Source organism: Roseinatronobacter domitianus (genome assembly GCF_023336755.1).
Taxonomy (GTDB): Bacteria; Pseudomonadota; Alphaproteobacteria; order Rhodobacterales; family Rhodobacteraceae; genus Roseinatronobacter; species Roseinatronobacter domitianus.
Window position 1 is genome coordinate 1 of sequence record NZ_JALZWP010000027.1, and the last position, 24100, is coordinate 24100.

21 protein-coding genes, 1 tRNA gene and 1 pseudogene are annotated in these 24100 nt (G+C 60.4%); 14 read left to right on the plus strand and 9 right to left on the minus strand.

Features of this window, described 5'->3' with window-relative positions; all coding sequences use genetic code 11:
- Positions 1-129: 129 nt before the first annotated feature.
- A pseudogene (locus M3N55_RS15710) lies at positions 130-522 on the plus strand (type I restriction-modification enzyme R subunit C-terminal domain-containing protein); the annotation flags it as partial.
- Positions 523-638: 116 nt separating this feature from the next.
- Here the strand turns inward: M3N55_RS15710 and M3N55_RS15715 are convergent.
- A tRNA-Leu gene (locus M3N55_RS15715) sits at positions 639-725 on the minus strand.
- Positions 726-874: 149 nt separating this feature from the next.
- On the opposite strand from M3N55_RS15715, the gene M3N55_RS15720 reads away from it, so the two are divergent.
- Positions 875-1861 (plus strand): complex I NDUFA9 subunit family protein, encoded by a 987-nt coding sequence (locus M3N55_RS15720; RefSeq protein WP_249060813.1) that lies wholly within the window; start codon positions 875-877, stop codon positions 1859-1861.
- A gap of 224 nt (positions 1862-2085) precedes the next feature.
- On the opposite strand, the gene M3N55_RS15725 is transcribed toward M3N55_RS15720, so the two are convergent.
- The 4 genes from M3N55_RS15725 to M3N55_RS15740 are packed head-to-tail and all read right to left on the minus strand — an operon-like array spanning position 2086 to position 4372.
- A complete protein-coding gene (locus M3N55_RS15725) occupies positions 2086-2517 on the minus strand; it encodes a MarR family winged helix-turn-helix transcriptional regulator (RefSeq protein ID WP_249060815.1) in 432 nt (143 codons plus the stop codon).
- Positions 2514-3353, minus strand: coding sequence for a carbon-nitrogen hydrolase family protein (locus M3N55_RS15730; RefSeq protein ID WP_249060836.1), 840 nt, complete (start codon positions 3351-3353; stop codon positions 2514-2516). The genes M3N55_RS15725 and M3N55_RS15730 overlap by 4 nt, the downstream gene beginning before the upstream one ends.
- A gap of 10 nt (positions 3354-3363) precedes the next feature.
- Entirely contained in the window at positions 3364-3621 is a 258-nt protein-coding gene (grxC, locus tag M3N55_RS15735) for a glutaredoxin 3 (protein ID WP_249060816.1), read from the minus strand.
- Between the two features lie 43 nt (positions 3622-3664).
- A complete protein-coding gene (locus tag M3N55_RS15740; protein WP_346429283.1) occupies positions 3665-4372 on the minus strand; it encodes a double zinc ribbon domain-containing protein in 708 nt (235 codons plus the stop codon).
- Positions 4373-4475: 103 nt separating this feature from the next.
- Between M3N55_RS15740 and M3N55_RS15745 the strand changes: the two genes are divergently transcribed.
- Both M3N55_RS15745 and hemH read left to right on the plus strand, forming a co-directional pair.
- On the plus strand, positions 4476-5312 hold the full coding sequence (locus tag M3N55_RS15745) for a methyltransferase domain-containing protein (RefSeq protein ID WP_249060818.1): 837 nt from the start codon (positions 4476-4478) through the stop codon (positions 5310-5312).
- 113 nt (positions 5313-5425) lie between these two features.
- Positions 5426-6478 (plus strand): ferrochelatase, encoded by a 1053-nt coding sequence (hemH, locus tag M3N55_RS15750; RefSeq protein ID WP_249060838.1) that lies wholly within the window; start codon positions 5426-5428, stop codon positions 6476-6478.
- A gap of 114 nt (positions 6479-6592) precedes the next feature.
- Here hemH and M3N55_RS15755 read toward each other — a convergent pair whose 3' ends face one another.
- Positions 6593-6790 (minus strand): hypothetical protein, encoded by a 198-nt coding sequence (locus M3N55_RS15755; protein ID WP_249060819.1) that lies wholly within the window; start codon positions 6788-6790, stop codon positions 6593-6595.
- 271 nt (positions 6791-7061) lie between these two features.
- Here M3N55_RS15755 and dalA point away from each other — a divergent pair, with 271 nt between their 5' ends.
- Positions 7062-7604: a divisome-associated lipoprotein DalA gene (gene dalA / locus M3N55_RS15760; protein WP_249060820.1), complete on the plus strand. Its 543-nt coding sequence runs from the start codon at positions 7062-7064 to the stop codon at positions 7602-7604.
- A gap of 6 nt (positions 7605-7610) precedes the next feature.
- On the opposite strand, the gene trpA is transcribed toward dalA, so the two are convergent.
- On the minus strand, positions 7611-8402 hold the full coding sequence (gene trpA / locus M3N55_RS15765; protein ID WP_249060821.1) for a tryptophan synthase subunit alpha: 792 nt from the start codon (positions 8400-8402) through the stop codon (positions 7611-7613).
- 135 nt (positions 8403-8537) lie between these two features.
- Between trpA and ychF the strand changes: the two genes are divergently transcribed.
- From ychF to M3N55_RS15790, 5 genes are all read left to right on the plus strand, one after another.
- The gene (ychF, locus tag M3N55_RS15770) at positions 8538-9635 is read left to right on the plus strand and encodes a redox-regulated ATPase YchF (RefSeq protein ID WP_249060822.1); all 1098 of its coding nucleotides are present in this window, start codon (positions 8538-8540) and stop codon (positions 9633-9635) included.
- A gap of 61 nt (positions 9636-9696) precedes the next feature.
- Positions 9697-11544, plus strand: a complete 1848-nt coding sequence (locus tag M3N55_RS15775) for a sensor histidine kinase (protein ID WP_249060823.1) — start codon at positions 9697-9699, stop codon at positions 11542-11544.
- The gene (locus tag M3N55_RS15780) at positions 11541-12890 is read left to right on the plus strand and encodes a sigma-54-dependent transcriptional regulator (RefSeq protein WP_249060824.1); all 1350 of its coding nucleotides are present in this window, start codon (positions 11541-11543) and stop codon (positions 12888-12890) included. Before M3N55_RS15775 ends, M3N55_RS15780 begins: the two co-directional genes overlap by 4 nt.
- A 194-nt stretch (positions 12891-13084) precedes the next feature.
- A complete protein-coding gene (locus tag M3N55_RS15785) occupies positions 13085-14068 on the plus strand; it encodes a TAXI family TRAP transporter solute-binding subunit (protein ID WP_249060825.1) in 984 nt (327 codons plus the stop codon).
- A gap of 94 nt (positions 14069-14162) precedes the next feature.
- Positions 14163-16391, plus strand: a complete 2229-nt coding sequence (locus M3N55_RS15790) for a TRAP transporter permease (protein ID WP_249060826.1) — start codon at positions 14163-14165, stop codon at positions 16389-16391.
- A gap of 76 nt (positions 16392-16467) precedes the next feature.
- Here the strand turns inward: M3N55_RS15790 and M3N55_RS15795 are convergent, their stop codons facing one another.
- Complete coding sequence (locus tag M3N55_RS15795) at positions 16468-18015, minus strand: trimethylamine methyltransferase family protein (RefSeq protein ID WP_428982682.1); 1548 nt, start codon at positions 18013-18015, stop codon at positions 16468-16470.
- 309 nt (positions 18016-18324) lie between these two features.
- Between M3N55_RS15795 and nadA the strand changes: the two genes are divergently transcribed.
- From nadA to M3N55_RS15815, 4 genes are all read left to right on the plus strand, one after another.
- On the plus strand, positions 18325-19371 hold the full coding sequence (nadA, locus tag M3N55_RS15800) for a quinolinate synthase NadA (protein ID WP_249060828.1): 1047 nt from the start codon (positions 18325-18327) through the stop codon (positions 19369-19371).
- Between the two features lie 4 nt (positions 19372-19375).
- On the plus strand, positions 19376-20911 hold the full coding sequence (locus M3N55_RS15805) for an L-aspartate oxidase (protein WP_249060830.1): 1536 nt from the start codon (positions 19376-19378) through the stop codon (positions 20909-20911).
- Positions 20908-21753, plus strand: a complete 846-nt coding sequence (gene nadC / locus M3N55_RS15810) for a carboxylating nicotinate-nucleotide diphosphorylase (RefSeq protein ID WP_249060831.1) — start codon at positions 20908-20910, stop codon at positions 21751-21753. The genes M3N55_RS15805 and nadC overlap by 4 nt, the downstream gene beginning before the upstream one ends.
- Positions 21754-21831: 78 nt before the next feature.
- Complete coding sequence (locus M3N55_RS15815; protein WP_249060833.1) at positions 21832-23190, plus strand: MATE family efflux transporter; 1359 nt, start codon at positions 21832-21834, stop codon at positions 23188-23190.
- On the opposite strand, the gene M3N55_RS15820 is transcribed toward M3N55_RS15815, so the two are convergent.
- Positions 23187-23609 carry a CoA-binding protein gene (locus M3N55_RS15820; protein WP_249060834.1) on the minus strand — a complete coding sequence of 141 codons (423 nt, stop codon included), beginning with the start codon at positions 23607-23609 and terminating at the stop codon, positions 23187-23189. The two genes, M3N55_RS15815 and M3N55_RS15820, sit on opposite strands and share 4 nt — an antisense overlap.
- Positions 23610-24100 lie beyond the last annotated feature (491 nt).

Genomic DNA, 24100 nt, shown 5'->3' on the forward strand with positions numbered 1-24100 from the left:
GCAGATCTTCAGGGCGCTCGCAGCCCTTCAGAAGTTCGTCCAGCAGTTCCTTGGAAATCGTCATCGTCCTTGCTCCTCTCAGGAAGCATGGACCAGATCCCGGTTACACAGAAGATCGGACACTCTCACAGCCGAGAGACGTTCCTGAAACAGCTTTCAGACCGTGGCTATGACACTGACCGCCTGAACGACATTCGCAGACTGGTCGATGCACCCGACAGCGATCTCTTCGACGTGCTGGGTTATGTGATGTTCACAAACGACCCAAAGACACGCCATGACCGTGCGGATGCAGTCAAACACAGCGGACTGGCAAACTTGCAAGAGGATATGAAGGCGCTTCTGATCATCATCCTCGACGCATATGAGCGTCACGGCGAACACGAGCTAGCCACAACAAAACTCGGCCAGTTCTTGGCTGCACGATATGGCAGCGTCGGCGAAGCGAAGAATCGATTAGGTGGCCTGCCCGAGATCAAGGATGCGTTTCATAGGATGCAGGCGCAGTTGTATTCAAACTGATTGGCCCAAGACCAACTTGGAGCTCAAGTAAAGCTCAGAGGGTGTATATTTAGGGGGATGAGCGCAACCTGCCCGGATATTTCTACAATACAATTCAACATCTTAGTTGAAAAGCATGGTGCCCAGGAGAGGACTCGAACCTCCACGCCCGTACGGGCACTAGCACCTGAAGCTAGCGCGTCTACCAGTTCCGCCACCTGGGCAGGTTGCGTAGCGCGGCTTTTAGATTTGGTGTGCGGCACTGTCAACGGCTGAATTGCGCAAATTCTTGCCGTGTCCGAAAAAAGCCTGATACCCTTGCCGCGACCGCAGCACACAGGTATTCACAAGGTCGAAACAGGCGGAGGTCGGCATGTCGAAACTGGTCACGATTTATGGCGGCTCGGGCTTTGTCGGGCGGTATATCGCGCGGCGCATGGCCAAGGCCGGTTGGCGCGTGCGCGTCGCGGTGCGTCACCCCAATGAGGCGCTGCATGTCAAACCCTACGGCTCTCCCGGTCAGGTGGAGCCGGTGTTTTGCAATATCCGCGATGATGCCTCAGTCCGCGCCGTGATGATGGGGGCCAATGCGGTCGTCAATTGCGTTGGTATTCTGGGGGAAGTGGGCAAAAACCGCTTCGACGCGGTGCAGGCGGAAGGTGCGGGCAGAATCGCGCGCATCGCTGCAGAGCAGAAGATCACCTCCATGGTGCATATCTCTGCCATTGGAGCGGATGCCGGGTCCGACAGCCTGTATCAACGCAGCAAGGCCGAGGGCGAGGCGCTGGTGCAGTCCGCCATGCCGAATGCTGTCATCTTGCGGCCTTCGGTCGTCTTCGGAACCGAGGATCAGTTCTTCAACCGTTTCGCCGGAATGGCGCGTTTTAGCCCGTTCCTGCCGATGGTGGGTGCTAATACGCGCTTTCAACCTGTTTATGTCGATGACGTTGCCGCCGCCGCCGAGTTGGCGCTGACGACAGGGGTTGCCCCCGGCATCTATGAATTGGGTGGGCCGGATGTCGCTACCTTCCGCGAATTGATGGTGCAGATGCTTGCGGAGATTCGGCGCAACCGGGTCTTGCTGAACGTGCCGTTCTTTGCAGCCAAGATCATGGGCGCGAGCTTCGATATCCTGCAAAAGATCAGCTTCGGGCTGTTCACCAACGGGGTGCTGACCCATGATCAAGTGCGCAACCTTGCCCGTGACAATGTGGTCAGCGATGGCGCGAAGGGGTTTGCCGAACTGGGCCTGAAACCCACGCCCATGTCGGCCGTGTTGCCGGATTACCTTTATGTTCACCGCGTTGGTGGGCAATACAAGGCGATCCACGAATCTGCCGAGCGCCTGCGCAAGGGGTAGGCCGGTCGCCAGCGCATCAGGTTTGCGCCCGTCAGCTTGTCTGCGATTCTAAATACCCAGCCTATGCTGCGTTGTTGCGAACCATAGATTGCAGCGCGTTGCGCAAGACGAATCATCACATCTTGCGGGGCAGCTTCTGCCTCTGCGCTGCTACCCCTGCATATGGACCAAACCTGTCCCGCGCGAGACTGGCGGAATATGCTGTGATCCGTGGTTTGGACATCTTATGGTCCCTCAAGCCGCAGTCTGATTTCGCGCAAGACCGGAATAGTCTGCCGCACCCGGGCATCGCCCAAGGATTGCGCAATGTCGTCAATCAGCGGGCTGATCGCGGCCAGAGCCGCATCACGCGCCGCTTTGCCGGAGGGGCTGATCGACACAAGTTTGCGCCGTGCATCGTCCCAGTCGGGGCGGATATGGACATATCCGGCCCACTCCAGCTTGCTCAACGTGTTGGTCATGGCCCCGCGCGTGACGTGGAACGCCCGCGCCAGTTCCGCAGGCGTCCGCTCTGCCTGCAAGCGCGCCAACAGGTTCAATACCCCGAAATGCGACAGTTCCATTCCCTTGGGCAACACCTTGGACAGCCGGTTGCGCACCAATTGGTCGGCCATCAGAAGTTCGCTGAACAGCGCATTTCCAACGTCAGAACTCATGGAGCATCCGGGGGCAGAAAGGCCCGGTCATGCGTCAGCGAGCCGACGCGGGCGCGGGCATCCTTGACCCGCGCAAGGTCCAGATCGACCAAGGCCACACCGGGGTCGCGGCCCATGTCCAGCAGGACTTCGCCCCAAGGCGCGATGACCATGCCATGCCCATGCGTGCGCCGTTCGCGGCCATCCTGGGCCTTGTGCAGCCCGGTTTGCGCAGGCGCGACCACGAAAGCGCCATTTTCAATGGCACGGGCGCGCAGCAGGCTTAACCAATGGGCGGCCCCCGTCACCGGGCTGAAGGCGGCCGGTATGCACAACACTTGGGCACCGGCTTGTGCCAAGGCCCGGTAGAGCATGGGAAATCGCAGGTCATAGCAAATGCTCAGGCCCAACCGCGCGAAAGGCGTGTCGACCACAACAGCACGATCACCGGGACGGAACGCTGCCGATTCGCGGTAGATTTCCGACTCTGATACCTGCACGTCAAACATATGTATCTTGTCATATCGCGCCATGATCGCGCCATCGGGGCCGATCAGGAAAGACCTGTTGGCGAAGCGCCCATCCGGATCGTTGGTTTTCAGCGCCAACGACCCGATCAGCACCCAGAATCCCAGCTCCGCGGCCAGATCACGAATGGCGGCAAGGGTCTGGTCCGAGGCCTCGTCCTGCAAGACCGCGTTCTGCCCGGTGCGCGAGGTCGAAACACAGTTTGTCACCTCTGGCGTCATCGCAATTTGCGCGCCGCCTGCATGCGCCTCGCGCAGCAGGGCCAAGGTTGCGTTTAGGTTGGCAGTAGGATTGTCCGAGGAGTTAAGCTGCAACAGGGCGGCGCGCAGGGTCATCGGCTTAGCCTTTCAACAGCGGATCAAGTTTACCCGCCCGCTCCAAAGCGTAAAGTTCGTCACATCCGCCAACATGCGTGTCGCCGATAAATATCTGCGGCACCGTGTGTTTGCCACCGGCGCGCTTCATCATTTCCGGGCGGCGGTCGGGGTTCCGTGCGATGTCGATCTCTGAAAAGCTGGCCCCCTTTTGGGTCAGTAACCGTTTCGCGGCATGGCAAAAGCCGCACAGGGGCGACGTATAAATTTCAATCGGTTGCATGGCATCCCTATGTCTGCGCGTGTGTTTTGCGCAGTATAGAGGATCATTCCGCGCGTGCAACGCGCGCCAATGCCACAACCCGCACCGAAGCCGCGCCATGAGCCAGACAGCATTCGGCAGCGGCGGCAAACGTGGCCCCGGCGGTCATAACATCATCAACCAACAAAATGTGGCGGCCCTCTATTCGTCCGCCTTGTCGTGCGTGGGGGGTAAACGCATCCTCCATATTGTTAAAACGGCCCAGTCTACCGCGCCCGTCCTGTGTTCCGGTGGCGCGGGTGCGGCGCAACAGGTCCGGGCAATGCTCTAGCCCGTGCAGCTTGGCCAGCGCCCTGCTAAGTTCTGCCGCCTGATTGTAGCGCCGTTTCAGGAACCGGGTCCAATGCAGGGGAATAGGGGCAGCCAACATATCGGGGCGGAGCATGGGTTTTGCCGCGCGCGATAGCCATTTTGCAGCAGCAGGCACATGGTCCAGCCGGTCGTAATATTTCAGCCCCAGAAGCAGTTTGCGCGCCTTGTCGCCATATAAGAGCGCAGCGCGCCCTTGTTCCCATGGGCGGGCGAATGTCAGGCATTCATCGCAATGGACCGGGGTGCCGGGGTCCGTGCCCGGCAAGGGCAGGCCGCAGGCGTCGCAGCACAGCCCGTCGATAAAGGGCATCTCGCGCCAGCATTTGGGGCAAAGCGCGCCAGCATCGGCCACCATTGCATCGCAGGTCACGCATTGGGGCGGGTAAAGCGCGTTTAACACACCGTGTCCGACATGTCGGAGCCTGCTGTCATGTGACTGCGTTGCGTTTTGCATTTCGATGTCTTTGCGCTTAGATGCGGCTTATGCAAAGCCCGGACCTGCCATGACCACCCCACGCCTGACCGATCGTGCCGCCCTTTTGCGCAACCGCGCCCGTGCAGGTGGCCCAATGTTCCTGCACGACCTGGCCCGCGAGGAGCTTCAGGATAGGCTCGGAATGGTTAACAGGACGTTTACGGCCCCGGCCATTGTGACCGGGTTGCCAACTCTCTGGGGCGATCTGCTGCCGGGCGCGCGGGTTGTGCCCGACACCCCGGTTCTGGACTTGGCGGAAGGTGCGCATGATCTGGTCATCCACGCCATGGCGCTGCATTGGGCCGATGATCCGATTGGCCAACTGGTGCAGGCGCGTCGTGCGCTGCGGCCTGATGGCCTGTTTCTTGGCGTTTTGTTCGGGGGGCAGACGCTGGCAGAATTGCGCGCCGTTTTGGCGCAGGCGGAATCAGAGCTGCGCGGGGGCTTGAGCGCCCGCATTCTGCCGATGGCGGAGATTCGCGATCTGGGGGCCGCCTTGCAGCGGGCTGGCTTTGCATTGCCGGTCGCGGACTCCCTGCGCCAAAGCGTCGCATACCAAGAGTTGGATACGTTATTTGCCGATCTGCGCGCGATGGGCGAACGAAATGCACTGGCCGCACGGCCTCGTTCCATGACCGCGCGCGCGCTGTTTTCGACTGCGCGCAAGCTCTATGCGGAAAGCTTCGCAACGCGGGACGGGGCTTACATGGCTGGCTTCGAACTCATTTTCTTGTCTGGCTGGGCTCCGTCCAGTAATCAGCCCAAGCCTCTGCGCCCCGGTTCGGCCAAGGCACGGCTGGCCGACGCGTTGGGCGCCAACGAGGTTCCGCTGCCCGAGACAGTGAAAATGGAGCCCAAAGATTGAATCTGCGGCAAAATCCGCTATGTCCGCCAAAGTGTTCAGGAGGCGGTGAGATGAAAGACGAAGCAATGCTAGAGGCGAAGCCCGTTCAGCCCACGGCGAAATGCCCAGTCCATATGGACCAGCCCGGCACCGGGCGACTTGCGCATGCCGACGCCGACCACCCTGCGCTGCCGCAAGCCAAGATTGGTGTTTTGCTCGCCAATCTGGGCACACCCGACAATTACGATTATTGGTCGATGCGGCGCTACCTGAACGAATTTTTGTCCGACAAGCGCGTGGTCGATTATCCGGCATGGCTGTGGCAGCCCTTGCTGCAACTGGTAATCTTGACCAAACGGCCCTTCACATCCGGGGCCAATTACAAGTCCATCTGGAACACCGACAAGGATGAGAGCCCGCTTCTGACCATTACCAAGGATCAGACCGCGAAGATCGCAGAGGCTGTGGCGGCGAAGTATGGCGATAACGTCATGGTCGATTTCTGCATGCGCTATGGCAACCCATCGACGACGTCGAAAGTGGATGAGATGGTGAAGGCAGGCTGTGAGAAGATTTTGTTCTTCCCGCTGTATCCGCATTACGCGGGGGCGACCTCTGCGACCGCCTGCGACCAGTTCTTCCGTGCCTTGATGACTCAGAAATGGCAACCTGCAGCGCGCACCGTGGCACCCTATTTCGAGCATCCGTCCTACATCAAGGCCTTGGCCGCGTCAGTCCGCAGCGCCTACGATGCAATGGAGGAAAAGCCCGAGGTGCTGGTGGCATCCTATCACGGTATGCCCAAGCGCTACCTGATGGAGGGTGACCCCTACCATTGCCAGTGCCAGAAAACCACGCGTCTGCTGCGCGAAGAGCTTGGCTGGCCGGAAGGATCAATCCAGACGACCTTCCAATCGGTTTTTGGTCCCGAAGGTTGGCTACGCCCCTACACGGTGGATCATGTCGCGGATCTGGCCAAGCAGGGCGTGAAACGTCTGGCCGTGATTGCGCCTGCATTTTCGGCCGATTGCATCGAGACTCTGGAAGAGATCAACGAGGAAATCTGTGAGAGCTTCGAGGACGCTGGCGGCGACCATTTCACCTATATTCCATGCCTGAATGACGACCCGCTTCACATTGCGGCTTTGACAGAAGTCATCGAAGAGAACCTGTCAGGCTGGTCATAATGTAGCTGGAGTGGATGGCTTCTGAGGCTGTCCGCATCTGATTTGACATGCCGCGTTGGACATAAAAAATGGTGGGCCTAAGCCCACCATTTTTCTTTTTCAGGTCGGCAGTGCTTAGCGCGAAGCGGCAGCAGCAGCCACAACCAGAAGCAGCATCAGCGGAACGATGATGCCGGCAGCGGACGAAGACTTCACGTCTTCGACAACAACAGCAGGTTCGATAACCGGCTCTTTATACTTGCCACCGTGGCCACCAGCAAAAGCGGTGGTTGCGGCCATCGACAGAGCAGCTGCGAGTGCGATCTTTTTCATAGTAACCTCCAGAATTCGCCGACACAGAATGTTTGTGCCGACTCCCAAGACGAAATGTCGTATTTCGGGTGAAATCATTTTACACTGCGGAACGCAACTTGCCGATTGCGCGTTAACCTCAGATTTCGCAGGCGTCGTCAAATTCGCAACACTTTTCGGGCCCAAGCATGCCATAAGGCCCACACCATGCCTTGTTCACGCCGAGTTGTGTTTGAATCGGCGCGTCGAACCGGCTAAGGCTCTGCCGGTCCCTGTCCTGAAAGTCTTTATCATGCGTTTGCTTGTCCCGTTCCTGCTGCTTGTCCTTGGCCTGAGCGCCTGCACTACGATGAACACGCCCATGCGCATGGGGCCGGATGGCAAACCGGTTCCAGTAGTGTATCGGATTGGCCCGAATGACGCGCCGCGTGTGCGCCAGCGTATGCAGGACGGGATCAACACCATGCGCGCGCAGAACGGATTGCCACCGTTGACCAGCAGCTTGGAATTGGCCAGCGCCGGAGCGACCCATGCGCAGGACATGTCGTTTCAGCAGCGGCCGTGGCATTGGGGGTCAGACGGGTCCAGCCCGATTCTGCGCACCCAGCGCGCCGGGTATCAGGGCGCATTTATCGGCGAATTGATCTCTGAAACCTTCGAGACAGAGATCGAAACCGTCAACGCCTGGATGATAGAGCCGGAAACCCGGCAGGTCATTCTGGACCCGCGCGCGACCGATTTGGGTGTTGGCTGGCATCAGGACGAAAACGGAAAGTTGTGGTGGGCGGTCGTTCTGGGCGAAGCCCCCCGCAACATTGCCATGGCTGGGCGCTAACGCGCCTCAGCCGCGATGCGCGCCCTCGGCAAGCCCTGCTACATAGCCCAGCACCTCGGCTAGTGGTTTGCCGTCTGCAATTTGCTTGACGATGGCAGACCCGACCACACAGCCATCGGCAACGCTGGCAATTTCCTGTGCCGTATCGGGCGTTGAGATGCCGAATCCCACAATAACCGGCAGGTCTGTTGCGGCTTTAATGCGCGCGACCTCTGGCGCCACGTCTGCGGCTTGCGCGGCAGCGGCCCCGGTGATTCCGGTGATTGAGACGTAATATACAAAGCCCGATGTGTTTTGCAGAACCTTCGGCAAACGCGCGGCGTCCGTCGTCGGCGTGGCGAGCCGGATGAAGTTCAACCCTGCCGCTTGGGCGGGCACACACAGCTCGCTGTCTTCTTCTGGCGGCAGATCGACCACGATCAGGCCATCCACGCCCGCCACCTTGGCATCTGTCAGGAACCGATCCACCCCGCGCGAATAGATCGGGTTGTAATACCCCATCAACACGATGGGGGTGGTGTCGTTCTCGGTGCGGAAGTCACGCACCATCTGAAGGGTCTTTTCCAATGTCTGGCCACCATCCAAGGCCCGTTGGCCAGCAAGCTGAATGGTCGGACCATCGGCCATCGGGTCGGTAAAGGGCACACCCAGTTCAATGATGTCTACACCAGCGCCCGGCAGTCCGCGCATAATGTCCAGCGAGGCCGCCGTGTCGGGATCTCCCGCCATGATATAAGAGACGAACGCCTTGCGGCCTTCGGATTTCAACTTGGCGAAGGTGGTGTCGATTCGGGTCATGGCGTCTCTCTGGTTTTTTACGGGTTTGGTCTAAAACGATGGCAGAATCAATCGCCACGCCAAGCGTCGCGCTGGGCTTGTGTCCAACCGGGTCACACCCTAGAAGCGGGCGAAACCGCAGCCTTGGGGGATAGCATGGGCTTTCGTATGGGAATCGTTGGTTTGCCGAATGTCGGCAAATCGACCCTGTTCAACGCGCTGACCAAGACCGCTGCCGCGCAGGCGGCGAATTTTCCCTTCTGCACGATTGAGCCGAATGTGGGCGATGTGGCCGTTCCGGATGCGCGGTTGTTCAAACTGGCCGAAATCGGCAAATCGAAAGAGATCATCCCCACGCGGATGACCTTCGTAGATATTGCGGGCCTTGTGCGCGGGGCAAGCAAGGGCGAAGGCTTGGGCAACCAGTTCCTGGCCAATATCCGCGAGGTGGACGCGATTGCCCATGTGCTGCGCTGCTTTGAAGATGATGATGTCACCCATGTAGAGGGCAAGATCGACCCGGTTGCCGATGCAGAAACCATCGAAACCGAGTTGATGATCGCCGATATGGACTCGATCGAGAAGCGCTTGGCCAACCTGACTCGCAAGATTCGCGGCGGCGATAAGGAAGCGGTCGAGCAAGACGCCCTGTTGCGTCGCGCGCTGGCGGCTTTGGAAGATGGCAAGCCCGCCCGCACGGTTGAAGTCGCGCCTGATGAGCGCAAAAACTGGCGAATGTTGCAGCTTCTGACCTCTAAGCCGGTCCTGTATGTCTGCAATGTCGAAGAATCTGCCGCCGCCGACGGCAACAGCCAATCTGCCCGCGTGGCCGAAATGGCCGCCGCCCAAGGCGCGGGCCATGTCGTGATTTCCGCCCAGATCGAGGAAGAGATCAGCCAGCTTGCCGCCGATGAGGCCGAGATGTTCCTGTCCGAAATGGGGCTTGAGGAGCCCGGCCTCGACCGGCTGATTCGCGCGGGCTATGCGCTGTTGGACCTGCAAACCTATTTCACCGTTGGCCCCAAGGAAGCACGCGCCTGGACCATCCCGCGCGGCACTCTGGCGCCACAGGCGGCCGGTGTCATTCATGGTGATTTCGAACGCGGTTTCATCCGTGCCGAAACCGTGGCCTATGATGATTACGTCACCCATAATGGCGAGGCGGGTGCGAAAGATGCCGGTAAGTTCCGGGTCGAAGGCAAGACCTACACGGTGCAGGATGGCGATGTTCTGCATTTCCTGTTCAACGCCTGACGGTTTGACAAGCGCCGCGCTTCGGGTGTCTTGTTAAGCCCTGACCAACCGGGGCGGCGCGATGGGTTTGCGAAACGTGCGACTGCTGTGGCTTCTGGGCGCATTGGCGCTGCTGCTTGCAATTGGTGCAACGCGGCTGGCCTATGATCGCGCGCTCAAGGCCCAATTCGCGGAGTTGAACGACCGCGGTGCCAACACGCTCACACTGGCGGCCGCCAGCCTCTCCGGGTTGTTGTCGCGCTTCGAGCGTTTGCCGGGTTTATTGGCCGAACAAGCGGCGTTGCGCGCCTTGCTACGCAATCCCGACGATGCCGGCCATGTCTATGCCGCCAATCGCTTCCTGCGCGAAAACGCCGAGCGTTCCGGCGCGTCGGTGATCTATGTCATGGACCACAACGGCATTACATTGGCGTCCAGCAACTACGATCAACTGCGCAGCTTTGTCGGCGGAGATTTCAGTTTCCGCCCCTATTTCACAGAGGCAATGGCCGGAGGTTTGGGCCGATTTTATGCGATGGGCACTACATCGCAAAAGCGGGGTTATTACTTTGGCGCCCCCGTAGATATCGGGCGCGACCGTTTGGGCGTCGTGGTCATCAAGATTGATCTGGAGCAGATTGAACGTGCGTGGGCCTATGATGGTTTGCGCATTATCGTGACCGACACCGAAGACATTGTTTTCCTGTCTTATCGGTCTGATTGGTTGTTTCACACCTTTGGCGCGTTGGACCCGGCACGTCTGGCCCTAACGCGCGAGACACGCCGCTATGCCGATGCGGATATTGGCGCGATCGAGCATATTCGCGATACGGCTCCGGGCGGACATGCCGTGTTGCGGGCTGTTGCCCATGATGGGGGGCGCGAGGAATTCTTGGCATTGCGAACCTATATGCCGCGCGCAGGGTGGACGATGCAGGTGCTTTTGCCCACGGCGGGCGCGTATCAACAGGCGCTTGCGCTGGTCAGCAGTGTCGCTTTGGCGTTGGGCCTTTTGGGTTTGACGGCCTTCAGCCTGTGGCAACGGCGGCGGCAATTGGCAGAGCGCTTGGCCGTTCAGCAGGCCGCTGCCGCAGAGTTGGAAGCCCGTGTCGCGCAGCGCACTTCTGAACTGAAATCCACCAATATCGCGTTACAGGAAGAAGTGGCCGAGCGTCGGATGGCCGAAGGTCGTTTGCGCCAGACGCAAGCTGAACTGGTGCAGGCGGGCAAACTGGCAGCGCTTGGTCAAATGTCAGCGGCGCTCAGCCACGAATTTAACCAGCCCTTGGCCGCCGCGCGCAATTACGCCGAAAATGCTGCCGTTTATCTGGATCGCGACCGCGTGCCCGAAGCGCGCGACACGATCGGCCAGATCCTTGGGATGGTCGACCGTATGACGCGGATCAGCCGACATCTGCGCAACTTCGCCCGCAAACCGAATGAACAGCTTCGTCCGGTGCCTTTGGTCGATGCCGTGTCGGGTGCCCGCGATGTGCTGGCCTGGCGTCTGGACAAGACCGGGGTAACGCTGGAGCTGGATCTTGGCGTGCCCGCGCCGGTGGTCACGGGCGGATTGGTGCGTCTGCAACAGGTGTTGGTGAATCTGATCTCTAACGCGCTGGACGTGATCGAAGATGGGGCCGAGGATCGGCGCTTGCATCTGTGCGCGTCCCAGCAGGGTGAGATGGTCGAGATCACGCTGCGCGACCACGGCCCCGGTGTGCCAGAGGCTTTGCAGGCGCGCATTTTCGACCCGTTCTTTTCAACCAAAGAGGTTGGTAAGGGCTTGGGCCTTGGTCTGTCGATCACCTACAATATCGTGCGCGATTTCGGCGGAAGCCTGCGCGTGGCCAACCATCCGCAGGGCGGTGCGGTCTTTACGCTGACGTTGCGGGCCGCCAGTCTGGAAACAGTGGAAGCTGCGGAATGACCAAAGCCCCGGTGTTTCTGATCGATGATGACGCGGATTTGCGGCGCTCGATCGATCAGGCGTTGGACCTTGCAGGGTTGGCAACCGAAGGGTTCGCCCGTGCAGAGCCGGTTCTGGATCGTATCACCGCCGGGTTTGGCGGCGTGGTTATTACTGACATCCGTATGCCGGGGCTGGATGGGCTGAGCCTGATGACCCGCATCCACGACATTGACCCGGATATTCCCGTCATCCTGATTACCGGGCACGGCGATGTGCCGCTGGCGGTGCGCGCCATGCGCGAAGGCGCGCATGATTTCATAGAAAAGCCCTTCTCTGGCGCGCAATTGGCCAGCATAGCCGCCCGCGCGCTGGAATATCGCAAGCTGGTGCTGGACAATCGCCGCCTGCGCGCGGTCGCGGGGCAGGCCGATGATCTGGAAGCGCGGCTGGTCGGGCGCTCTAACGCCATGATTGTGCTGCGGCGACAGATCCGCACCATCGGCCCCTCGGATGCGGATGTGCTGATCGTGGGCGAAACCGGAACTGGCAAGGAAGTGGTTGCGCGCGCATTGCATGACATGTCGGCGCGCGCGGCGCGGCCTTTCGTGGCCATCACCTGTAGCGCCTTGCCCGAAACGCTGATCGAATCGGAATTGTTCGGGCATGAAGCAGGGGCGTTTCCCGGTGCGCTGCGCGCCCGGTCCGGCAAATTCGACCATGCGCGCGGCGGCACGATTCTGCTGGACGATATCGGTGCCATGCCGCCCGACCTGCAAGCCAAGTTCCTGCGCGTGGTCGAGGAACGCGTGATCTCTCCGCTAGGGTCCAATGACACGCGCGAACTGGATGTGCGCTTTATTGCCACCAGCCGTGTCCCGCTGGAGGAGTTGGTCGCGGAGGGTCGGTTTCGGCCCGATCTGCTGTATCGCCTGAACGCGGTCAGCTTGACCGTGCCGCCCCTGCGTGACCGGGCAGAGGATATTCCTGCCTTGTTCACGCAGCTTCTGGCCAGTGCACAGGCGCGGCATAGCCTGACCGCCCGCCGCCCTAACCCAGCTATGCTGGCGCAGCTTTCGTCGCTGGATTGGCCGGGAAACGTGCGCGAATTGCGCAACGCAGCCGAACGGCACGCATTGGGCGTTGCCGAATTGGATGCCCCGACCGCCGATATTGGCACCGGGCGGCTGTCCGATATGATGGCCACACATGAGCGCAAACTGCTGGTCGATGCGCTGATCCGGCATCGTGGCGCGCTAAAGCCCGTCTACGAATCCCTCGGCCTGTCGCGTAAGGCGCTCTATGACAAGCTGACGCGCCACGGTATCGACAAGGCGCAGTTTCAGGAATCGCCCGCGGATGAGTAGCATTCGACACATGACGCCCGTGTGATGGGTAGGTTTCTACACACAGCCTGACTTTGGTTGCGCTAACTTGACCGAGCGCCATTGTCGGACTTGCAATACGGGTTCTTGCTCTATCCTTCTGCGTTGTGCCGTGTCGCCCAAGTGAGGGGGCGACAGGGACAGCGAAAATACGCAAAATCCATGGGAGGATCTTCATGCGTTATACCACTTTCACGGCCTTGGCCGCTGCTGCACTTGCGACTGCAACCATGGCGCAAGCACAAGACCGTTCCGACTGGCCCGCAAGCTTCACCGTTGGCACTGCCAGCCAGGGTGGAACCTACTTCGCCTATGGTTCTGGTTGGGCAAACCTTGTGGCTGAAGAGCTTGGTCTGTCCGGCGGTGGCGAAGTCACCGGCGGCCCCATGCAAAATATGGCGCTGGTTCACACAGGCGACGCGGCGTTCGGCATGACCACTATGGGCCCGGCAGCAGAATCGCTGGGTGGCACGAACCCAATCGCCCCCGGTCTGGCGATGGACAAGGCTTGCGCCATGTTCCCGATGTATCAGACGCCATTCAGCGTAACCGCGCTGTCGTCCTCGGGCATCACGTCGATTTCGGAAATTCCGGATGGCGCGCGGATCGGGTTTGGTCCGGCTGGGTCCACCTCTGACACCTACTTCCCGCGGATGATGGAAACATTGGGTGTGAACTTTGAGCGTCGCAATGGCGGTTGGTCCGACCTTGGCGGCCAGTTGCAAGATGGTCTGCTGGACGTGATTGCTTTTGCCGCAGGTGTGCCGGTGCCCGCAGTCAGCCAGTTGGAAGTGCAAACCGACGTGAACATCATAGAGTTCACGGAAGAAGAGCAGGCCGCTATCATGGAAGCCTTCCCGGTGTCCAATTTCGATATTGCCGCCAGCACCTACACCACGCTCGAGGCACCTGCGCGGTCCGTGTCGATGTGGAACTTCGCGATTGCCAATTGCGACCTGCCCGAGAGCTTTGTCTACGAAGCAACCAATGTCGTGATGTCTGACAACGCGCGGATGGTGAACATTCACCGTGCCGCCGCGTCCACCATTCCCGAAAACTGGGACAAGAACGGCGTTCTGATGTGGCACCCCGGTGCGGCGCGCTGGTTCCAGGAAAATGCCGGTGCGGATATTCCCGCCGACATGATCTACGGCGGCTGATAGCCTCTTCTTTCGGGCCATTCCTGTCACCAGGGATGGCCCTGTCCTTTTTCGGGCGGCACTGCTGGCCCAAGCATACGAGCAGGGAACGCCCGTGTCAGACAAATCCTCCGATCAGATTACACCTATTGTCGCCGAAGGCATTGATGAAGAACCCGTGGTCGGCAACGCACGGCAGTTCAATGGCAAGATTTTGATTGTCGCCAGCATATTGTCCGCCTTTTACGCGGCCTTCCACATGGCGGCGCTGAACGGGCTGTCCATCCGAGACTGGACGGGCGTGAATATCGCATTCTTGCCCCGCTTCCCCATGGAGACGTGGAATTTCCGTATTGTGCATGTCGCGGGCGCTTTGGTTCTGGGCTTCATGCTGTTTGCCTCTGCACGGTTTTCCGATGCGGATAACGATATTCGCCCTAACCCGCTGGTCCGTGGCTTGTCCTGGTTGCTTCTGTTGCCCGCGCTGTTCGCGGTCGGCGCGGCCGCTTGGTTCGGCACGCTGATCGAAGGCGGTGTCATGTGGAACGGCATGGATGCCACGTTGAAATTCCGCGAAATCTACCTGTTCGGCATTCCGCTGATGGTGGCGACCGTGGGCGCGATTGGCCTGTCATGGGTCGAACGCCTGCCGCGCCATGCGTTCTCCGTGACTGACCTTGTGCTGGGCATCTGCGGGATCGCCGTGGCGACCTATCTGATCGTCATGTTTGGCACGCTGATGCGCAATTCCACCGGCACGCCCTTTGCGCCCATCGGCATTTCCATTGCGGCATTGGCGGGCACACTGCTTATTCTGGAATTGACGCGCCGTGTGGCCGGTCTGGCGCTGGTCATTATCTCGGTTGTTTTCCTGATTTACGTGTTTACCGGTCAATACCTGCCCGGCTTCTTGAACGCGCCTGCTATCTCATGGCAGCGGTTCTTCAGCCAAGTCTATACCGATGCGGGCATCCTTGGACCAACCACGGCGGTGTCGTCGACCTATATCATCCTGTTCATCATTTTCGCCGCGTTCCTGTCGGCCTCGAAAGTGGGCGACTATTTCGTGAATTTCGCTTTTGCCACAGCAGGGCGTGCGCGTGGCGGGCCGGCCAAGGTGTCGATTTTTGCATCGGGCCTGATGGGCATGATTAACGGCACCAGCGCGGGGAATGTGGTGGCGACCGGGTCTCTGACCATCCCGCTGATGAAAAAAGTGGGCTACCCGAAAAAGACTGCGGGCGCGGTGGAAGCGGCGGCCAGCACGGGTGGGCAGATCATGCCGCCGATCATGGGTGCGGGTGCCTTTATCATGGCCGAGATCACTGGCATTCCATATCAGGAAATTGCCATTGCCGCGATCATCCCGGCGGTGCTGTATTTCGCCTGCGTTTACCTGATGGTCGATTTCGAGGCGGCGAAACTGGGCATGCGCGGTATGCGCAAAGACGAGTTGCCGCAACTGCCTGACTTGCTGAAAAAGGTGTTCTTGTTCCTGCCCATCATCATCCTGATCGTGGCGCTGTTCCAAGGCTATTCGGTCATACGCGCGGGAACGCTCGCCACGATTTCGGCGGCGGTGGTCAGTTGGCTGACACCTTACCGGATGGACTTGAAGGCGATTTACAAGGCGTTTGAAAACGCCGGGCAGATGTCGATCCAGATCATCGTGGTCTGTGCCTGTGCCGGGATTATCGTTGGGGTTATCAGCCTGACGGGGGTTGGTGCACGTTTCTCCAACCTGCTGCTGGGACTTGCGCAAACTTCGCAACTGCTGGCGTTGTTCTTTGCCATGTGTATCGCGATCCTGCTGGGCATGGGGATGCCGACGACAGCAGCCTATGCGGTGGCGGCATCGGTCGTGGCACCGGGGCTGGTGAACCTGGGTATCCCGCAACTGACCGCGCATTTCTTCGTGTTCTATTACGCGGTTCTGTCGGCCATCACACCGCCTGTGGCACTTGCGTCCTATGCGGCGGCGGGGATTTCGGGGGCAAATCCGATCGAGACTTCTGTGACCTCGTTCAAGATTGGGCTTGCGGCCTTCGTGGTGCCATTCATGTTCTTCTATAACGGTGCGTTGCTGATGCAGGGCTCTTGGTTGGAAGTGCTGCATGTCTTTGCGACGGCGATGTTGGGGGTCTACCTGTTGGCGGCCGCCGTGCAGGGCTGGCTGTTTGGCAAGGTGAACCCATATTTGCGCACAGTGATCGGGGTGGGCGCGCTTGCCATGATCTCTGGCGGGTGGGTGTCAGACATCATGGGGCTAAGTATTATGGCGCTGGCTTTCGCCATCCAGCGTGGGTTCCTCACGCCAAAGAACGCGGCGCGCGGCGCGGATTGATCTGCGCTGGCACGGCAACAGAAAAAGGGCCGCCCAAACGGGCGGCCCTTTTTCTTATATATCACCGCTTGGAAGATCAGCCGAATGCGTCCGGTTCCGAATCCTTGCGGCGCGCGACGTAATCGGCCAGCGCCTCGTTCACGGCAGGGTCGAGGCTGGGTTGCTGGTAATCGCCCAGCATCTTTGTCACGCGCAAGCTTGCCAGTGTTTGCGTGTCGCGCGCGCCTTCCTCGTCCCATGTCTCGAACGGTTTGTAATCCAGCAGGTCTGACCGCCAGAACGCATCCTTGAAATTGGCCTGCGTATGCGCACAGCCGAGGAAATGCCCACCGGGTCCAACCTCGCGCAATGCGTCCATCGCTTGCCCGTTCTCGGACATGTCGACCCCTTTGGCGATGTGGTGCAACGCTCCAAGCTGGTCGGCATCCATCACGAATTTCTCGTAAGAGGATACAAGCCCACCTTCCAGCCAGCCGCAGCTATGCAGCATGAAGTTCACACCAGCCAGCATTGCCATGTTCAGGCTGTTGGCGGCTTCATAGGCGGCTTGGGCGTCGGGCAGCTTGGACCCACAGAACGACCCGCCAGAGCGGTAGGGAAGGCCCAAGCGCCGCGCCAACTGCCCTGCGCCATAGGTAATGAGCGCGGCTTCCGGCGTGCCGAAAGTGGGCGCGCCGCTGTTCATGTCAATAGAGGTCACGAAGGCGCCCATGATGACAGGCGCACCGGGGCGCACAAGCTGGCTATAGGCCACGCCCGCCAGCACTTCGGCCAGCACTTGTGTCAGCGTGCCGGCAACCGTGGTGGGTGCCATCGCCCCGCCCACGATGAAGGGCGAAATGATGCAAGCCTGCCCGGCGCGGGCGTAAACCTCCAGCGCGCCCATCATGGTCGAATCGAATGTCAGCGGACTGTTGATATTGATGAGCGAGGTCATCACCGTGTTCTGGTCGACGAAATCGGCCCCGAACAGCAGCTTTGACATCTCTACCGAATCCTCGGCGCGCACGGGTTCGGTGACAGACCCCATATATGGTTTGTCCGACAACGTCATATGGGCATGTAACATGTCCAGATGGCGCTTGTTCACGGCCACATCGGTCGGCTCGCAGACCGTGCCGCCGGAATGGTGCAGCCATTTCGACATATAGCCAAGCTTCACGAAATTGCGGAAATCTTCCATCGTGGCGTAGCGACGACCGCCACTGGCGGAGCGCACGAAAGGCGGGCCATAGACCGGGGCAAGCACAAGGTTGCGCCCGCCGATATCGACATTGCGCGCGGGGTTGCGGGCGTGCTGGGTAAAGGCCGAAGGCGCAGTCGCGCACAGTTGGCGCGCCAATCCGCGCGGTATGCGCACGCGTTCGCCCTCGATCTCGGCACCTGCGTCGCGCCAGCGCTCCAGCGCGGCGGGGTTATCGGCAAAATTCACCCCGATCTCTGCCAGGACGGTTTCGGCATTGGTCTCTATAATGGCCAAGGCTTCTTCGTTCAGCACTTCCAGATTCGGAATGTTGCGTTCGATAAATTTCGCAGTTTCCAGACTGACCGCAGACCGTGCCGCACGCCGGGCGGCACCGCCGCCGCCGCTGCGCCCGCGCCGTCCACCTGCCGCGCTGTTCATGTCCATCGCCGGTTCTGCCATGTCGCACACTCCACTAGGGTCCGCGCTGAGGGGTCAGGCGGGTGTCCTGCCTTTCTACAAAGCACCGCAGCGCCTGCATCGCCAAATTGCGGCGCTTCACGGTGCAAAGCGACATTGGCGTCGGTGCTGTGGCTGGACAGGGCCGCCGCAAGCGCATAAACGCCCGGTATAGAGGCAGCCTTCGCCATGGGGCGCGACGGTTCGTCCCTTGTTCCGTTGGGGAAAGCCCCCATATGCTACCCCCCGCCCGGTCGTTATGGCCTTGGGCAGAGTGACAGGAGCCATGCCATGCTGGACATGCCCAATATCCGCGACACGTTGCGCGCGGAATACGACCTAGCCCCGAACCCCGATCTGGCGGCAAAGATGCAAGACGAATATGCCCGTATGGCGCGTGTCGTCTCGCCCGCCGACTGGGCCATTCATGCCCCGTATGTCGCTGCGATCAACGCGCTGAAGCGCGACAGAAATGCAACAATTCTGGCCCATAACTACATGACGCCAGAGATTTATCACGGCATCGGCGATGTGGTGGGCGACAGTCTGCAACTGGCAATTGCAGCCACGCAAACCGATGCCGATGTGATCGTGCAATGCGGTGTGCATTTCATGGCCGAAACGTCAAAGATTCTGAACCCGGCCAAGACGGTGCTGATGCCCGACATGGATGCGGGTTGTTCGCTGGCCGAATCGATCACCCCGGCGGGCATTGCCGAAATGCGTGCGCGGTATCCCGGCGCGCCGGTTGTGACCTATGTCAACACCACCGCCGATGTGAAGGCGGCAAGCGATATCTGCTGCACCTCTGCCAATGCGGTGCAGATCATCCGCGCGCTCGATGCCGACACGATCATCATGACACCTGACCAGTATCTGGCGCAGAACGTGGCCGCCCAAGTGCCCGAAAAGCGCATTGTCTGGTGGGAAGGCTCGTGCATTGTGCATGAACAATACACCGCCCAAGATATCCGCGAGTTTCGCGACTGGAACCCCGGCACCCGCATTATCGCGCATCCCGAATGCCCCCCCGATGTGGTGGCCGAATCCGATTTCTCCGGCTCGACCAAAGGTATTCTGGACTATGTCAGCGCAGAGCGGCCCGAACGCGCGATGCTGGTGACAGAATGCTCCATGGCGTCCAATATTTCTGACGCGCACCCGGATGTCGAATTCATCGGCCCGTGCAACATGTGTCCCTACATGAAGAAAATCACGCTCGAAAAGGTGCTGTGGTCGCTGCACTCCATGACCACCGAGATTACCGTGCCAGAGAACGTGGCCGACAAGGCGCGCTTGGCGGTGCAACGCATGATCGACCTTGGTGCGAAGGGCTAGGCATTTGGAAACCTCGCGGATCGTGATTGTCGGCGCGGGCTTGGGCGGGCTTTATGCAGCACTCGCACTGGCCCCGCGCCCGGTTCTGGTCATCTCTCCCGAAACGCTTGGCGAAGGCGCGTCATCGGCTTGGGCGCAAGGTGGCATTGCCGCCGCGATGGCCGCGCCCGACACGCCGGAAGCTCATGCCGCGGATACGCTGCGCGCGGGTGCGGGCACGGTTGACCCAAATGTGGCGCGCATGGTGACACAAGCCGCGCGCGACCATATCCTTGATCTGGCGCAGCACGGCACGCCCTTTGACCGCACCGATAAAGGCGGGTTCGTCCTGAACCACGAGGCGGCCCATTCCACCGCGCGCGTGGTTCGCGTGCAGGGCGATCAGGCGGGCCGCAAGATCATGGAAACGCTGATTGCCGTGGTGCGGGCAACCCCGTCTGTGCAGGTTCTGGAAGGCGTTATTGCCCAAGGTTTGCTGACCGATGGCAACCGGGTATCTGGTGTCCGTCTGGCGCAACTCAGCGCGGCGGGCGTCAGCGCTGCGGTGGACTTGCGCGCGCCTGCTGTGCTGTTGGCGGGTGGTGGCTCTGGCGGGCTATACGCGCTGACCACCAACCCCGCACGCATTCGCGGCCAAGTGATGGGCATGGCCGCGCGGGCGGGCGCGCGCATGGCCGACATGGAATTCGTGCAGTTCCACCCAACCGCGATGGATGTCGGGCTGGACCCGGCCCCCTTGGCGACCGAAGCCTTGCGCGGGGCGGGGGCGGTGCTGCTCAACGCCGATGGCACCCGCTTCATGCTGGGGGAACACCCTGACGCCGAACTTGCCCCGCGCGACATTGTGGCGCGCGCAGTTTTTGCGCAAAGCCAAGCTGGCGCACGCCCCATGCTGGACACTCGCACGGCCTTGGGCGCGCAGGTGGTCACGGATTTTCCGGTCGTCGCCCAAGCCTGCCGCCGTGCCGGTATTGACCCGGTCACACAGGCCATCCCTGTTGCGGCGGCCGCGCATTACCACATGGGCGGCGTGGCGGTGGACCAGACTGGGCGCAGTTCGATGTCCGGGCTTTGGGTCTGCGGCGAGGCGGCCTCGACAGGGTTGCACGGCGCGAACCGGCTGGCCTCTAACGGAGTGTTGGAGGCGCTGGTCTTCGCCCGCGCCTGCGCCACTGACATTTCCGCGCGCATTACCCCAAGCATAGCCGCGCCGGTCACGATTGCGTTCAACGGCACAGGTGTTGTCCTGGACCTCGACGGTGTTGCCAGTCTGCGCCAGACCATGACCGCGCTGGTCGGTGTGCGCCGCACCGGCGATGGTTTGCGCAAGGCTTTGGCAATAATAGACAATTTGGACACCGCCCAACCCGATTGTCCGGATTTCGCCAATATGTGCGCGACCGCACGGTTGATCGCTGCCAGTGCCCTTGCGCGTTGTGAAAGCCGGGGGGCGCATTGGCGTGACGATTACCCAGCCACCGACCCTGCGCAGGCCACGCGCAGTTTCATTACCCACGCGACAGCCATGGAGCGCGCATGATTCCCCCTTTGCCCGACCTGCTGCTGGAACCCTTGGTGCGCGCCGCGCTGATCGAAGATCTTGGCCCTAATGGTGACGCGACAACCCGTGCCGTGATCGGCCCGCATGTAAGCTATAGCGCGCGACTGAATTCGCGCGAACCCGGCGTTGTCTCTGGTGTGCAAGCGGCGGTGATCGCCTTTCGGTTGGTCGACCCTGCCTTGCGTGTAAACGTGCTCTGCCCGGATGGTGCGCGGATTGCGCGGGGTGACACGATCCTGACAATCGAGGGGGCCGCGGCCTCGATCCTCTCGGCCGAGCGGGTGGCGCTGAATTTCATGGGGCGTCTGACCGGTATTGCCACGTTAACTGCCGCTTTCGTAGCGGAAACCATGGGTCACAAGGCGCGCATAACCTGCACACGCAAGACCACACCCGGCCTGCGGTTGGTCGAAAAACAGGCGGTGCAACATGGTGGTGGCAGCCCACACCGCTATAGCTTGTCAGATGCGATCCTTATCAAGGACAACCATATCGCCGCTGCCGGGGGGGTCGCGCAGGTTCTGCCTGGCGCGCGCGACCGTGCGGGCCACATGATGCGCATAGAGATTGAGGTCGATACACTGGCGCAGCTCGAGCAAGTGCTGGCCACGGGCGGCGCGGATGTGGTGTTGCTGGACAATATGGACAGTGAAACCCTGACAGACGCGGTCCGGATGGTCGATGGGCGGCTTGTGACCGAGGCTTCTGGCAATATGCGGCTGGACCGCATTGCCGACGTTGCGGCGACCGGGGTCGATTTCATCTCGGTCGGTGCGCTTACGCATTCGGCACCGGTTCTGGACCTGGGCCTGGACTTTTAACCTGCACGCAAGCTGCACAAGTTAAATTTTAGACGGGCGATCTTGCCCGAATAGCGGGCAAGCGATACTGGAACGACTATGACAGTGCCCGTCCGCTCTTTCCGTGCTCATTTACGCGCCGTTCTTGCGCTGGGCTTGCCTTTGGCAGGCAGTCATCTTGCGCAGTTTCTTCTGGCTGTCACGGATACGATCATGCTGGGCTGGTATGACGTCGTCGACCTCGCCGCGAGTGTTATCGGTGCCGCCGTCTTTTTTGCAATGTTCACTTTCGGTTTGGGGTTCGCAAATGCCGTGATGCCGCTGGTGGCGACCGCCGCCGCCTCGGACCAAGATGCCGAGGTGCGCCGTGCAACCCGCATGGGGCTTTGGCTGTCGGTGGCGTTCGCGGTGGCGGTCTATCCAATCTTCTGGTTTTCCGGGACAATCCTAAGCGCGCTGGGCCAGCCGCCCGAAGTGGTGCCTCTGGCGCAAGATTACCTGCGGCTGATGGGCGTCGCGCTTTTACCCGCGTTGCTAGTGGCGGTTCTGAAGAACTACCTTGCCGCCTTGGGCCGAACACAGGTTGCGCTATGGCTGACAGTTGCTGCGGTGTTTCTGAACGTGGCGCTGAACTGGGTGTTGATCTTCGGAAATCTTGGCTTTCCCGCGATGGGTGTGCGCGGCGCGGCACATGCGTCTGTTTGGGTGCAGGTAGCGACCGTGGTCGGGCTGGCGCTTTATTGTGCGCGGGCTTCCAGCTTGCGGCGTTACACGCTCTTCCAACGGCTCTGGCGCCCAGACTGGCAGGCTATGGGGCAGGTCTGGCGCTTGGGCTGGCCGATTGGGGTGGCGCTAGTCGCAGAGACGGCCTTGTTTTCCGCCGTGGCTGTGCTGGTTGGTCGCCTGGGCACTTTGGAACTGGCCGCGCACGGTATTGCGATCGAGATATCGGCTGCCATGTTCATGATCCATATGGGATTTTCCAATGCCGGCACAGTCCTGGTCGGACGCGCGCGCGGGCGGGGCGATACAGAGGCGCTGGGGGCTTCCGCAAAGGCGACCATTCTGATTTCGACCTGTCTCGCGCTTGTGACTATGGTGATTTATGTGCTGTATGGGGGATGGGTGGTCGGGTTGTTCCTGTCGCCTGATGAACCTGCACGCAACCAGATCATCGCGCTGGGGGCTGTCCTGATGATGGTTGCGGCGCTGTTCCAGTTGGCCGATGGCGCGCAAGTTGTGGCCATGGGCTTGTTACGCGGGGTGCAGGATACAAAAGTTCCCATGTGGATTGCCGCGTTCAGTTATTGGGGGATTGGGTTCCCGGCGGGATATGTCTTTGGCTTGGTGCTCGGCTGGGGCGCGCCGGGGATCTGGATCGGACTTGTGTTGGGTCTGGCCACGGCAGGCATTTTGCTAATGTGGCGCTTCTGGTCCGGGCGCGCCGTCGCAGTTTAGGCGAGCAGGCGTGGAATTTCGATTTTAGGGCATTTGTTCCAGACCACGCTCAGGCCGTGAGCATCTGCACGCTCTGCTGCCGCTGGGTCATGCACGCCAATTTGCATCCAGATTGCGCGCAGATTGGGCAGGTGAGCGATGGCCTCGTCCACCACGGGGCCAACCTGGTCAGAGCGGCGGAAGATGTCGACCAGCTCCACGTCCGCTGGGCAGTCCGACAGTTTGGCACGGATGGGCTCGCCCTCGAACATTTGCCCTGCAAGACCCGGATTGACCGGGATCACCCGATAGCCATTGGCGACCAGAAAGCGTGCGACATCATGGCTGGGGCGCGCAGGATTCGCGGAAAATCCTACGAGCGCAATGTTGCGGGTAACGGTCAAGATGGTATGAATAGTCGCGTCCGAGGCATTCTGCATGACCGTATGCTGGTGCCTATCTTTCTTATTCGCAATAGAAAAATGCCCGGCGCTGAGGCCGGGCACAGGTGCGGAACGAGGGACAGTAACAGTGCGGCGCGGGTGTTCCAGCCCAGCGCCATAGGTTATATTTGGGTGCGCAAATGCGAGTTTCCAGAATTCCTCGCAAAAAGGTTACAATTGGAATCTGCCCCTCACGGTCTGTGTTTCGTGGTTGTGCACATGGCGCGTCAAGCGGATGGGGTATTACCGAAATCTTAAAAAGATTTCGGTCCGATTTCTTTTGAAGAAATCGGTGCCACGCCAGAGGTAAGCCAGCGCACTGGTGCATTGTTGCAAAATATGATGATCTGCCCCGAGTTTTGGGAGTGTCATGAACTTTGTGTATCTGGTCTGGCCCATGCGGGTTTCAGATACGGTTACGCATTGAAGCGATCCTCGAACATTATGGCGAAATGGTTGCGGGCGGCAAACCATTCCCGGACATTTCG